This is a genomic window from Actinomadura sp. KC216 (genome assembly GCF_004348535.1).
Taxonomy (GTDB): Bacteria; Actinomycetota; Actinomycetes; order Streptosporangiales; family Streptosporangiaceae; genus Spirillospora.
The window spans coordinates 15,142-27,665 of the sequence record NZ_SMJX01000094.1 but is presented as its reverse complement, the minus strand read 5'-3'; the positions used below and the strand labels follow the sequence as shown (position 1 = coordinate 27,665).

General features: G+C 72.4%; 13 protein-coding genes, 1 pseudogene and 1 riboswitch. Of the genes and pseudogenes, 3 read left to right on the top strand and 11 right to left on the bottom strand.

What is annotated here, in order from left to right; all coding sequences use genetic code 11:
- The 3 genes and pseudogenes from lhgO to E1264_RS18350 all read right to left on the bottom strand — a co-directional run.
- On the bottom strand, window positions 1-774 hold a 774-nt coding region (gene lhgO, locus E1264_RS18355; RefSeq protein ID WP_347813403.1), incomplete at its 3' end, for an L-2-hydroxyglutarate oxidase.
- A gap of 116 nt (window positions 775-890) precedes the next feature.
- A pseudogene (locus E1264_RS46240) lies at window positions 891-992 on the bottom strand (hypothetical protein); the annotation flags it as partial.
- Window positions 993-1,086: 94 nt separating this feature from the next.
- Window positions 1,087-2,304, bottom strand: coding sequence for an MBL fold metallo-hydrolase (locus E1264_RS18350; protein ID WP_207935999.1), 1,218 nt, complete (start codon window positions 2,302-2,304; stop codon window positions 1,087-1,089).
- Between the two features lie 149 nt (window positions 2,305-2,453).
- Here E1264_RS18350 and E1264_RS18345 point away from each other — a divergent pair, with 149 nt between their 5' ends.
- Window positions 2,454-2,948, top strand: a complete 495-nt coding sequence (locus tag E1264_RS18345) for a hypothetical protein (protein ID WP_132175044.1) — start codon at window positions 2,454-2,456, stop codon at window positions 2,946-2,948.
- A gap of 89 nt (window positions 2,949-3,037) precedes the next feature.
- Here the strand turns inward: E1264_RS18345 and E1264_RS18340 are convergent, their stop codons facing one another.
- From E1264_RS18340 to E1264_RS18330, 3 genes are all read right to left on the bottom strand, one after another.
- A complete protein-coding gene (locus E1264_RS18340; protein WP_132175042.1) occupies window positions 3,038-3,778 on the bottom strand; it encodes a glycoside hydrolase family 25 protein in 741 nt (246 codons plus the stop codon).
- A 62-nt stretch (window positions 3,779-3,840) separates the two neighbouring features.
- Window positions 3,841-3,981, bottom strand: a riboswitch (cyclic di-AMP (ydaO/yuaA leader).
- Between the two features lie 101 nt (window positions 3,982-4,082).
- On the bottom strand, window positions 4,083-4,712 hold the full coding sequence (locus E1264_RS18335; RefSeq protein WP_207936000.1) for a response regulator transcription factor: 630 nt from the start codon (window positions 4,710-4,712) through the stop codon (window positions 4,083-4,085).
- Window positions 4,713-4,714: 2 nt separating this feature from the next.
- On the bottom strand, window positions 4,715-5,866 hold the full coding sequence (locus E1264_RS18330) for a sensor histidine kinase (protein WP_243711005.1): 1,152 nt from the start codon (window positions 5,864-5,866) through the stop codon (window positions 4,715-4,717).
- Window positions 5,867-6,026: 160 nt separating this feature from the next.
- Here E1264_RS18330 and E1264_RS18325 point away from each other — a divergent pair, with 160 nt between their 5' ends.
- Window positions 6,027-6,773, top strand: a complete 747-nt coding sequence (locus E1264_RS18325; protein WP_132175036.1) for a FadR/GntR family transcriptional regulator — start codon at window positions 6,027-6,029, stop codon at window positions 6,771-6,773.
- Window positions 6,774-6,943: 170 nt separating this feature from the next.
- The gene (locus E1264_RS18320; RefSeq protein WP_132175034.1) at window positions 6,944-8,410 is read left to right on the top strand and encodes a cytosine permease; all 1,467 of its coding nucleotides are present in this window, start codon (window positions 6,944-6,946) and stop codon (window positions 8,408-8,410) included.
- Window positions 8,411-8,417: 7 nt separating this feature from the next.
- Here E1264_RS18320 and E1264_RS18315 read toward each other — a convergent pair whose 3' ends face one another.
- The 5 genes from E1264_RS18315 to E1264_RS18295 are packed head-to-tail and all read right to left on the bottom strand — an operon-like array spanning window position 8,418 to window position 12,523.
- The gene (locus E1264_RS18315) at window positions 8,418-8,717 is read right to left on the bottom strand and encodes a YciI family protein (protein WP_165964232.1); all 300 of its coding nucleotides are present in this window, start codon (window positions 8,715-8,717) and stop codon (window positions 8,418-8,420) included.
- Window positions 8,718-8,722: 5 nt separating this feature from the next.
- On the bottom strand, window positions 8,723-9,466 hold the full coding sequence (locus tag E1264_RS18310; RefSeq protein WP_132175030.1) for a glucose 1-dehydrogenase: 744 nt from the start codon (window positions 9,464-9,466) through the stop codon (window positions 8,723-8,725).
- Window positions 9,467-9,469: 3 nt separating this feature from the next.
- Entirely contained in the window at window positions 9,470-10,282 is an 813-nt protein-coding gene (locus E1264_RS18305; protein WP_132175028.1) for a TIM barrel protein, read from the bottom strand.
- Between the two features lie 10 nt (window positions 10,283-10,292).
- A complete protein-coding gene (locus E1264_RS18300; RefSeq protein WP_132175026.1) occupies window positions 10,293-11,636 on the bottom strand; it encodes an amidohydrolase family protein in 1,344 nt (447 codons plus the stop codon).
- On the bottom strand, window positions 11,633-12,523 hold the full coding sequence (locus E1264_RS18295; RefSeq protein ID WP_132175024.1) for a dipicolinate synthase subunit DpsA: 891 nt from the start codon (window positions 12,521-12,523) through the stop codon (window positions 11,633-11,635). The genes E1264_RS18300 and E1264_RS18295 overlap by 4 nt, the downstream gene beginning before the upstream one ends.
- Window position 12,524: the final 1 nt, after the last annotated feature.

Here is a 12,524-nt window from a genome sequence, read left to right as displayed (position 1 = left end):
GTACCGCCGCGCCGCCTTCATATAGGCGCGCTTGGACACCGAGCCGTGCATCTCGTGGACGCCGGTGCGCCAGTGCCGCCGCGCCATCCGCCAGGTGCCGGGCCAGCCGGCGATGGCGCGCAGGTCGCGCAGCGACACGTCCGCGCGGCGGTATCCCTCGCGGGCGAGGGCCAGGACCGCGTTGGGCCCGACCTCGACCTCGCCCGACACCCGCCGGGTGAAGTGCACGCCGAGGAAGGGGTACCGCGGGTCGGGGACGGGGTAGATGAGGCCGCGGACCAAATGCGCCTTCTCCGGGACGATGGTCATGTACTCGCCCCGGAAGGGGATGATCCGCGGCCCCGGGACGTCGCCGGCCAGGCCGGAGACGACGTCGGCGTGGACGCCCGCGCAGATGATCAGGTGGTCGACCCGCACGGCCTGCTCGGCGGACGCGACCTCCAGCCCGCCATCGACGGCCTCAATGCGCGCGACGGGAAAGGAGAACCGGATCTCGCCGCCCGCGCCGGTGATGTCGTCGGCGAACGCCTGGGCGATGCGCGTGTAGTCGGTGATCGCGGTGTGCGGGGAGTGCAGCGCCGCCAGGCCCACCGCGTGCGGTTCGATCTCGCGGATGCCCACCGCGTCCAGGCGCCGCATGCCGGGGACGGCGTTCACACCGGCGCGGGCTTCGAGGTCGTCCAGGCGGGCGAGGTCCTCCCCGTCGACGGCGACGACGAGCTTGCCGCACTCGTCGTAGGGGAGCCCCCGTTCGGCGCAGTACTCGCGCAGCAGGGCCTTGCCGCGCGTGCACAGTTCCGCCTTGAGGCTGCCGGGCCTGTAGTAGATGCCGCATGGACGACCCCGGAATTGCGGCCGGTCTGGTGAACGGCGACGCGGTCCTCCTTCTCCAGCACGATGACCCGCGTCCCCGGGCGGCGCGCGACGATCTCCCGGCCGAGCGCCAGCCCGATGATGCCCGCCCCGACGATGCCGGTGACCTCGTCAGCCATACGCGTTCCCGTCCGTCCGTCCCGTCCCCGGCGAAGGGGACCGGGCGTTCATACCCCGAAGGTGATCGCGTACATCTTGGCCCGCGGGGGTCGGCTACCGGACCCGGTGGGTGCCCACCCCGAGCTGCATGAGGTCCTGGCCGACGATGAGCTTGCCCGAGTAGCCGCGCTGCGCGGCGCGCCAGCGGCTGACGGGGTTGTTCATCGGGACCAGGTGGGTCAGGACCAGGTTGCGCGCTCCGGCCCGTTCGGCCACGTCCCGTCCCACCTGCTCGATGGTGGTGTGCGAGGCGAGCAGGTGCTGGCGCGCGGGCTCGCGGATCTCGGGCGGGAGGGTGGCCGCGAGCTCGTCGACGTACTTGGGGTCGATCACCTCGTGCACCAGGTAGTCGGCGCCCTGGGCCAGGTCGATCAGGTTCTGCGAGGGGGCGGTGTCGCCGGAGACGACGACCGACCCGTCCGGGGTGTCGAACCTGAACGCGAACGCCGGGGCGGTCGGACGGTGGTCGACGAGCGTCGCGGTGACCGTGACGTCGCCGTCCCGCCAGACGGGGATGCGGGTCCCGGCGGGCAGCCGGGGCGGGATTCCGGGCGCGTCGACGGTCCAGTACCGCGAGATGTCGATGTCGTGGGTCTCGAAGAGCTTGTCGGGGTGGGTCATGTTCGCGTCGCGGATGCGGTCCTCGAAGTCGGCGGCGAACGCCTGCTTGAGGTAGCCGGTCATGGCCGATATCCCGGAGATCGGGCCGTCCGGGTTCACCGGTCCGGGGGCGGGACGGTCGGGCGGGAACGTGCGCGGCGGGACCGGCCGGTCGCCGGGCCCGAAGACGCGGAACGGTTCACCGGACCGTGCCCGCAGCAGGTTGATGTGGGCGGTGGTGTACAGCGACGGCCACTCGACGGTGTGGTCGGAGTGCATGTGCGTGAAGAAGATCCCGCGGACGTTGGCGGGCGCCGACGGGTCGCCGAGCAGGCCCGAGCGGAGGAGCTGCACCGTCGCTCCATGGCCGAGGTCGACGACGTAGACGTTGTTCTTGTAGACGACGGCCGTGGAGATGCCCATCCGGTCGCCGCTGAGCACGATCGGCCCGCCGCCGGTACCGAGCAGGACCAGGCGCGTCCGGTGCCGTGCCCCGGGCCGCGGTGCGGCCTGCGCGCCGGGCATGCCTGCCGTCATCGCGATCCCGCCGCCGAGCAGGGCGGTCCCGATTCCGCCGAGCACGCCGCGCCGGGACGGCCCGGACCGCTCGGACGGCCCGGACCGCCCGGTCGCCGATGCGCTCGCCGCGGCCTGGTTGAGAAGCTCGCACATGGGTTCTCCCTGGAGGATCCGACCAAGAATGTACCGATCGTTCGGTACGATCGTGACCACCCTCACACGACGATCCGGCAGGCGTCCAAAAGATTCCGGTATGCAGAACGGCACCCGCCCAACGGCCCGGACACGATTGGATCCCTGGGGTGATCACCGGATACGACACCGTGCTCGTCTGTGCGCAGCCTCCGTCCCGTGCCGTACGGCGGTTCGTGGACCGGCTGCACCGGGACCGGCCGGACCTGCGCGTCGCCGTCGAACCGGGGGACGACCCGTCCTTCCGCCGCTGGGGCCCGGACCGCGACATCCCCGCCGGGCGGGCCGAGGTGCTCGTCGCCGAGGACGAGGAGATGGTCCAGAGGTGGGACGAGGACGGCTACTACCTGTCCCCCACCGGCACGGGCCCGTTGATGATCAGCTTCGAGCCCTGCCGGGTACCGCGGCTCACGGCCCGGGTCCTGGAGAATCCGTACGGCGACAACGGCCTGGGATTCACCCCCTACGACGTCACGCTCATCGGCACGGACCTCCACCTGGTAACGATCGTCACGCCGGACGCCGAGAGCCCCTTTTCGACCTCGGTCATCGACCGCCTAACCGAAGACCTGAACACCACCGGCCATCCCCCAATGGGCGCCTGAGCCGGCGTCCCGCCCGCCGGGCGGCCTGCTGGCGGAAATAGCGATGCGGGCGGCGGTTCTTCACCGCCGCCCGCACCGGGTCTCAGGGCTCAGGCGGCTTTGTAGCCGAGTTCACGAAGCTGGTCGGCGGACAGGCGCGACACATTGTGGTCGTGGTCGGTGGCCGCGTACTGGTGGATGGCCCACTGCTTCCACGGCGAAGGCGCGCTGACCTTGCCCGGAGGCCTTCCGTAATGCGCGACCCACAGCGGATATTCGCCGAGGCCCTTGCCGTGCTCCTCCGCGAAGGAACGGGAACTGTAGAACATCGGCTTGACGCCGGTCTTCTGCTGGACGCGTTCCAGCCAGCGCTTGGCCCAGCCGTTCACCTCGCGCGCCGACCGGCCGTCCGTGGTCTCCAGGTCGAGGATGAGCAGGTCGCCCTTCTCCAGCCCGGCGGACGTCACCACCCGGAGATAGTGGTCGGCCTCCCGGACGGGATCGTTCTTCGGACGCCCGTAATGGTAGGCACCTCTGACCAGGCCGTTCTGCTGGATCTGGGTCCAGTTGCGGGTGAAGGTCGTGTCCTTGTGCGCGGTGCCCTCGGTGGCCTTGGCGATTCCGAAACCGAGCTTGGTCTGGCTCCAGTCGAATCCCTTGTCGTGGTGCGAGACGTCCACACCGTAAGGGCGGGCCTTGGCCGCGGGCGGCGCCTTCGCGGCGGGCGGGGCCGCCTTCTCGCCGAGCGGCGCGGCGGCGGTCCTCGCCGTCGTACCGGTCTCGGGCGCGTCCGCGGTTCCGGCGGTGACCGCCAGGGGAGTGATCACCCCGGCGGCGAGCACCGAGCCCATCAGCAGCATTCTGCGGCGGCCACGCGTTCTGATCGTTTTCTGGATGCCCGTTCGCACCGGCGTCCACCTCTCCTTTTCCGCCTGCCGGGTTAGCTGACGGGTTCGGGCCAGGAGACGGCCCTACCGCTGGCGGACAGCGGACTCACCCCAACGAACCTGGGTCCCCGGCTCCCCCTTTTCGGGGGATTCGGCGTCCGGCCGGATTTCGGCCGGTCAGCGGAGACTAGGCATCGGAAAAGGACGGCGCCAAACGAGAACGGCGAAATCAACCGATGGGTTGATGGCGGCATCGACCGGACGGCGGTCAGCCGGGGAGGCGGATGAGGCGGCGCTCGACGGCCGCGGTGACGGCGGCCGTGCGGGTCTCGACGCCGAGCTTGGCGAAGATGTGCACCAGGTGCGTCTTGACGGTCGCCTCGCTGATGAACAGGCGCCGCGCGATCCGCTGGTTGGACAGGCCCTCGGCCAGCAGTTCGAGGATCTCGATCTCGCGGGGGCTGAGCGCGGGCGCGTCCTCGCGCATCCGGTCCATCAGGCGGGTCGCGACCCGCGGCGACAGCGCCGTCTCGCCGCGCGCGGCCGTGCGGATGCCGCGGAACAGCTCGTCCGGCGGGCCGGCCTTGAGCAGGTAGCCCGCCGCGCCGACCGCGAGCGCGCGGGAGATGTCGGCGTCGGAGTCGTAGGTGGTGAGGACGAGGACGCGCGGCGGGTCCGGCAGCGCGAGGATCCGCCGGGTCGCCTCGACGCCGTCGATGCCCTCGCCGAGCTGCAGGTCCATCAGGACGAGGTCGGTCGGGACGGCGCCGACCCGCCGGACCGCCTCCTCGCCGTCCGCCGCCTCGGCGACGACCTCGATGTCCGGCTCGCCGCCGAGCAGCGCGCGCAGCCCGGCCCGGACGACGGGATGGTCGTCCACGATCGTCACCCGGACCACGGTCACTCCCCGTCCTCCCGCGCCGGTGCCCGGGGGACGGTGGCGGCGACGACCGTCCCGGCGCCCGGGGTGCTCTCGACCGTGAGGGAGCCGCCGACCTCGGCCAGCCGGTCCCGCATGGCGCGGAGCCCGTACCCGCGTCCCCCGGCGGACGCGGCGGTCCGGGGGTCGAACCCGGAGCCGTCGTCGGCGACGTCCAGGGACACGGCGTCGTCGAGGTAGGTCAGCGTGATCATGATCGTGGCCGCGCCCGCGTGCTCGCGCGCGTTGGCGACGGCGCCCTGCGCGACGCGGAGCAGTACGGCCTGCACCTCGACGTCCAGGGGGTACTCGTCCCCCTCCGTCCGGAACCGTACCCGCGGGCCCGCCTCCGCTCCGTCCCCCGCCAGCTCGCCGAGCGCCGCGATCAGGGACCCGGACGCCAGCGCGGGCGGGGCCAGCGCCCGGACGAAATGGCGCGCCTCGTCAAGGTTCACGGCGGCGGCGTCGGCGGCCTGCCGCAGGTGGCGGCGCGCGTCCTCCGGCGATGCGTCCCATTGCCGGTCGGCGGCCTGGAGCAGGATCTCCATGCTGGCGAGGCCCTGCGCGAGCGTGTCGTGGATCTCGCGGGAGAGCCGTTCGCGCTCCTCCAGGACGCCCGCCGTGCGCTGGGTGTCGGCCAGCTCGCCGCGGGTGCGGACGAGCTCGTCCACGAGCCGCTGCAGCTCCAGGAAGATGACGGCGGCCATCGCGGCGACCGCGATCGGGGCGAGCACCAGGCTCGGGTCCGCCCGGTCCGCGAGGTAGAGGCCCGCGAAGATCACCGCGCCGGTGATCACCACGACGGCGGCGACGGCGGCGCGCGGCGACAGCAGCCGCAGCGCGGCGAAGAACAGCGGCACCGCGCACCAGGCGAAGCTCGGGGCGGCGGCGACCAGCGCCAGCCAGCACGCGACCACGGCGGCCAGCCAGGCGAGACGGCCACGGCGGCCGAGCGCGTCCCAGAGGACGACGCCCAGCGCGTACCCGGTGCCGAGCACCCCGCAGAGCGCGAGCACCAGCGGCGTCGCGCCGTGCAGGCCGTGCCCGGCCACGAACCGGGACGCGGACGCGGCGAGCAGCAGGAAGAACCCGGCGTGCATCGCCAGCCGGATCCGCCCTTCGGTCCTGGTCACGCCCCCTGTCTCCCCGCCCCGCGCAGCCGCAAGCCTGCCTCGCGCGGGCGGGCCGCGCGGCGGCTGGTGGCCTGACATGTCACATGCGCTGGTATGCTGCATCCGCCGCCAGTGACGCATATCCGTAGGTCGCGGCGCGCCCAGCGGAGGAGCGAAGGTCATGACCGCCAAGTACGAGGCGCCCCCCGGCACGGGCGGGTTCACCGCGGTCGAGCGTACGAGCCCGACCCAGCAGGTGCGCGAGCAGCTGCTGGCGGCCATCGAGCGCGGCGACATTCCCGCCGGGGCCATGCTGCCCTCCGAGCGCGTGCTGTGCGAGACGTTCGGCGTCAGCCGGGTCAGCGTGCGCGAGGCGCTCGCCGGCCTGGAGGCGATGAAGATCATCGAGATCCGGCACGGGCGGGGCGCGTTCGTCCGCAAGAGCATCAACGAGCAGTACGCCGAGCCGTTCGCCAAGTACCTGGAGCTGCACCGCGACGAGCTCATCGAGCTGAACAAGGTCCGCGGCGCCCTCGACGAGCTCGCCGCGGCCGAGGTCGCCGAGCACGCGACCGACGAGGGCCTGGCCGAGATCGAGCGGGCCCAGGAGGTCTTCCAGGCGGCGGCCGCGCAGGACAAGCCGAACCTCGCCGAGGTGTCGCGGCTGGACGTGGAGTTCCACCTGTCCATCGCCCGCGCGACCGGCGGGGAGCTGCTGCCGCGGCTGCTCGGCGAGCTCAACGAGGTCATGACCGAGTCCCGTCCCGCGACGTTCTCGCGCGAGGGCCAGCTCACCCGCTCGATCCGCGACCACCAGGCCATCGTGACCGCGCTGAAGAGCCGCGACGCGGCCCGCGCCCGCAAGGCCATGCAGAAGCACATGCTGGCGATCCGCGAGTGGTACGAGGACCTTCCCGGCAAGGGCTGAGCCCTCCCGCCAACCGCTTTCACCGGCCGGTGCGCGCCACCGGCCGGTTTCGCGTTCCCGGCATCGGCCCTAAAGTCCCAGGTGAGCGGCGTGCCGTGAGCATTGTCACCCGCGTTCCCTACAGGTAAGGTCAGCACATGTATTACATGTGACCAGGGCGGGAGCGGGACATGACGGACTCACAACACGTCGAAGACGCACTTGCCAAGAGGTACCGCCAGCCGAAGCGGGTGGAGCAGTTCGGGGCCGAGGCGGTCCCGGACGAGCTGCGGACCGTCCGCTGGTGGGACATCTTCGCCATGGTCCTGAACTTCGTCGTCAACCCCGGGACCATCGTGATCAGCGGTGCGCTGATCGCCGCCGGGATGTCGCTGTGGGAGGCGACGCTCACCGGCTTCCTCAGCATCGTGGTCGGCTTCAGCGCCTACCTGGTCGCCGCGACGGTCGGGGTGGACTACGGCATCCCCGGCCTGGTGAGCATGCGCGCGGTGTTCGGGACGCGCGGCGCGGCCGTGACCTCGGTGCTGCGCGCGGTGTCCAGCGTGTACTGGTTCGCGTTCCAGACCGTCGCGGGCGGCATCGGGATCGCGGCGGTGCTGCGCTCCCTGCTCGACCGGGAGATCTCCCAGTCGTTGATCATCGTCTGCTTCGCCGTCTTCCAGATCGTGGTGGCCACGGTCGGGTACGGCTCGCTGAAGGCGCTGTCCCGGGTCGCCTTCGTGCTGAAGATCGCCTTCTCGGTGGTCATCGTCATCATGCTGATGACCTATCCCAAGGAGAGCTTCCACCCCGACGCGGTGTTCTCCTTCGCCGGGACCGGCCACGGCAAGGTCGCGCTGATCGCGCTCTGGACCACCAGCATGGCCGCGGCGTGGTTCTCCAACTTCACCGACGCGGCCGACTTCTGCCGCTACTCGCGCACCCGCGTCGACATGTGGATCGGCACGTTCCTGGCGGCGGTCGTCGGCCAGCTGATCTGCTCGTTCCTCGGCGGGTACGCCGTCGCGGCCGTGGGCGGCGACAGCGAGAACGCCTTCGACGTGATCGTGACGGCCACGCAGGGCGCGGTCTGGCTGCTGCTGCTGATCCTGGTCTACATCGTCCTGGACAACTGGACGATCAACGTCCAGAACCTCTACACGGCCGGGCTGGCGATCACCACGCTGTTCTCCCGCATCGGCCGCTTCTGGGGGACGCTGGCCGTCGGCGTGGTCGGCCTGGGCGCCTCGCTCGCACCCGGCCTGGTCGACAACTACACGAGCTATATGGAGCACCTGGCCGACCTGTTCGCGCCGATGGCCGGTGTGTTCGTCGCCCACTACGCGATCCTGCTGAAGACCCGGCTGGACGTGCCCGCCCTGTTCCGCGCCGACTCCCGCTACGCGTACTGGCGGGGCTTCAACTGGGTCGCCCTGTTCTGGGTGGTCGCCGGCTACTTCATCAACACGACGGTGCCGACGCAGTACCTGAACATCGTCGTGACGGCGGTGACGGTCGGCGCGCTCTACCTGGCGTCGATGGCGGTGGCGCGGCGGCGCTGGCAGGTCGTCGCGGCCGGGTGCGAGCCCGTCCACCGGCGGGTGGAGGAGCACGTCAAGGCCGTGGCGGAGCCAGAACCGGCCGGGCAGGAGAGCTGAGGCGCGGTCAGGTGCGGCGGCCGTCGCCGAAGACGGGGAGCAGCGGGTCGATCTCGACGGTGGCGAAGACGCCGGCGCGGGTGAACGGGTCGGCGGCGATGAACGCCTCCGCCGCCTCCCGGTCCGGGACGTCCAGCACGAAGAGCTGGCCGCGGCGGGTCTCCCCGTCCGCGTCCAGCAGCGGGCCGGAGAACCTGATCAGGCCGGCCCGCTCGTCCACGTAGCGGCGGTGCTCCGCCAGGACGGCCCGGCGCAGGGAGGCGGACCCGGGCACGTCCCGGCAGAGCACCACGTAATGGACGGACACCGGCATCAGGCGGTGAACGCGGCGTCGATGGCGATCTCGGCGCCGGAGATGTAGCGGCTGCCGTCCCCGGCAAGGAACACGACCAGCTCCGCGATCTCCTCGGGGGTGCCGAGCCGCCCGGACGGGATGAACCCGGCCAGCCGCGCCCGGTTCTCCGCACCGCCCTCGATCATCGGGGTGTCGATGACGCCGGGGCAGATCGCGTTGACCCGGATGCCGTCCGCGGCCAGCTCCCACGCGGCCGTGCGCGTCATGCCCCGCACGGCCCATTTGCTCGCGGCGTAGGCGAACGGCATGCCGCCGCCCTTGAGGCCCGCCGTGGAGCAGGTGTTGATGATCGAGCCGCCGCCCGCCTCGCGCATCAGCGGCGCCACCGCGTACATGCCCAGGTAGACGCCTGTCTGGTTGACCTCGACGACCCGCCGGTACTGCTCGGGCGAGGTGTCGGCCAGGCCCGCGTGGAGCCAGACCCCGGCGTTGTTCACCAGGATGTCGACGCCCCCGTGGTCGGCCCGCACGGTCGCCATGAGCTCGCTCCAGGCCGCCTCGTCGGTTACGTCCAGTGGCAGGAACCGTCCGGGAAGGGCCAGTTCGGTGGCCACCTTCTCCCCGTCGCCGCCCGGCAGGTCGGTCACGATCACGGTCGCGCCGCGCGACGCGAGCAGCCGCGCCTCGGCCGCGCCCTGGCCGGTGTACGACCCGGCTCCGGTGACGACGGCGATCTTGCCGTCGAGGTTCGGGTGGTCCATGTGTCAGGCTCCTTCACGCGTGCCCCGGCACCACGCGGCCGGGAAGTACTCGTCGATGGCCGCGACGGCGGTCTCGGGGCGGCCGTCGCCGGGGACGGTCTCGAACGTGATCGTCCCGTCCCAGCCGAGCCGGTCCAGGACGCCCCGCAGGTGCCCGGCGTCGACCTCGCCGACGCCCGGCTCGTGCCGTCCCGGGACGCCCGCGAAGTCGAACCGCGCCATCCAGGGCGCGGCGGCCTCCAGGTGGTCGGTGAGCCGGCCGCCGCAGAGCTGCTGGTGGAAGACGTCGAACGCGACGCCGACGACCGGGTCCGCGATCTCGCGGGCCACCGTGACCACCGCCGGGACGTCGCCCCACAGGTAGCCGGGCAGGAACACGGTGTTGAGGTGCTCCAGGACGAGCGTCACCCCGCTGCCCCGGGCGAGCTCCGCCGCTGCCGACACCGCTTCGACGCAGGCGCCGTGCAGCGTCTCGGCGGGAAGCGGCGGCGACGGGACGACCCGGCCCTCGCTGATCGCGTTCGAGAACATGTGCAGCTGGCGGGCGCCCACCTTGACGGCGGCGTCCAGGGAGCGGGCGATCTCGTCCAGCACCGCCTGCCGCCCGGAGGGGTCGCAGAGCGGGTGGTCGCGGTTGCCGAAGAAGCCGTTCACGCCGATGCCGGAGTCGCTGCACGCGGCGGCGACGGCGTCGATGTCGCTGGTCCGGCGGTCCCAGAGGTCGACCAGGTCGAACCCTGCGGCCCCGGCCGCGCGCGCCCGTTCGGCGTACGGGCGGTCCCGCCACATCAGCTCGATGGACACAGAGCGCAGCACGCCGCACCTCTCATTCGGGGACGTTCACGCAGCGGCCCTTGCCCTGCTCGGAGTCGTCGCACTGCCCGCCGGCGTAGACCTGCCGGCCGCGCGAGAACGTCATGACCGGCCAGCCCTTCAGCCGGTGCCCCTCCCACAGGCAGGTGCCCTTGCCGCTGTGGATGACGGGACGTTCCTCGTCCAGGTCGACCACCACGAGGTCGGCGTCCGCGCCGATCTGGAGCGCGCCCTTGCGCGGGAGCAGCCCGAACCGGCGGGCCGGGTTGTAGGAGTTCATCCGCACCAGGTCGCTGAGCGGCAGGCCGCGCTCGTGCACGGCGTGGTGCAGCATCAGCGGCAGCTCCCAGGCGAAGGACACCACGCCGGGCTTCTCCGTCCACAGGTCGCCGCCGTTCTTGCGGAACGGGACGTGGTCGGTGCCGATCGTGCCGATGGCGCCGCCGAGCAGGGCGCGCCACAGGCCGTCCTGCTCGTGCCGGTCGCGCAGCGGCGGGGATATCTTGGCGCGGGCGTCCAGGTCGGGGTCGTAGGCGGTGCGGGTCAGGTAGTGCGGGCAGGTCTCGACGGTCACGTCGACGCCGCGGGCGCGGGCCTGCGCGGCGATCTCCGGGCCGCGCCCGACCGAGGTGTGCACGATGTAGAGCGGGCAGCCGGTCAGCTCGGCGAGCTTGATGACCCGGACGATGGCCTCCTCCTCGACGAAGGACGGGCGCGACTCGGTGTAGGCGCCCAGGTCCTGCCGTCCGGTGGCCTTCATCTCCTCCTTGAGCATGGCCGCGAGCTCGGTGTTCTCGCAGTGCACCGACACGACGCCGTGCGGCAGCTTCGCGGCCTCGCGCATCGCCCCGTACACCCACGCGTCGGTGGACGAGCGGATCCCGATCGGGTTGCCGGGCTCGTAGCCCATGTGGCACTTGAACGACTGGACGCCGGTCTCGGCCGCGACCCGCGGGATGTCCGCGATGTGCTCCTCGCGCTGGATGCCCCAGTGGAACCCGAAGTCGATGGTCGACTGCGCCTCGCCGCGCGCCCGCCGCTCCTTGTAGAAGTCGACGTAGCCGCCGTTGGGGTTGCGCGCGAACAGCAGGACGGTGGTCACGCCGCCGCTCGCGGCCGCCGCCGTCTCGGTGCGCATGTCCTCGTCGTAGTCGTAGTCGACGCCGAGGTGGCAGTGCGGGTCGATCACGCCGGGCATCAGGACGCGCCCGTCGAGGTCGATGTCCCGCGTGCCCGCCGGGAGGTCGCCGTCGGCGCCGACCGCGACGATGCGCCCGCCGCGCACCGCGACGCCGCCGTGGAACTCGCCGGTGTGCGTGACGACGCGTCCGCCTCGCAGGACGAGATCAGCCTTCATGATGTGCCCTCCTCGATCTCGGCGATGCGCCGGGAGATCCCCGACCACTGGCTCGCGCCGACCGTCACGGGGGCGCGGCGGCCGAGGCCGCGCGCCCAGACCGCCCGGTGCCCGAGGTCGCGCGCGGCGTCCAGGTCGATGCCGCCGGGCGGCGCCGCCAGGTCCATGACCAGGCTCGCCGGGGGCAGCGCCGCCAGGACCTCCCGGTCGACGATCCGCGTCGGGACGGTCGAGAACAGCATCGACAGCCCGGCGGCCCGCACGGGCAGCTCGGCCAGCGGGTGCGGGACGCAGCCCGCGGAGAGCGCGTCGGCGCGCTGCACCGGGTTCCGGGCGAACAGGTGCACCCGCGCGCCGAGCAGGACGAGCGTCCGCGCGAGGAGGCGGCCGATGTTGCCGTGGCCGACCACGCCGACGTCGGCGGCGTGGACCGTCACGTCGGTCTCGGCGATGGCGATCTGCAGCGCGCCCTCCACGATGGCCGGGCCGCGCAGCAGCATCAGCTCGGTGTCGTGCTCGTACTCGGCGAGCGCGACGCCCTGCTCGGCGGCGGCCTTGCGGAGCCGCTCGTCGGCCTGGCCGAGGATGATCGTCGCGCCTGGAGCGAGCCGGGACAGCAGCGCGGCGCCCGGCAGGATCGGCTCCGGGGCGGCGGGCGCGAACAGGACGCCGTCGGACGCGATCCCCGGGATGGGGAACAGCGCGTAGTGGGCGCCGTCCAGCGCCTCGGCGGCGGATGCCGCGTGGGCGACGCCCTCGATCCCGCCGTCCGGCCAGGGGAATCCGTAGGCCCGGACGGTCGCGCCGGTGGTGGCGGCGAGCCTGGCGATCTCTCGTTCGCGCTCGTCGCCGCCGACGACCGCGACCACTCGATGTGACAGTTCCATA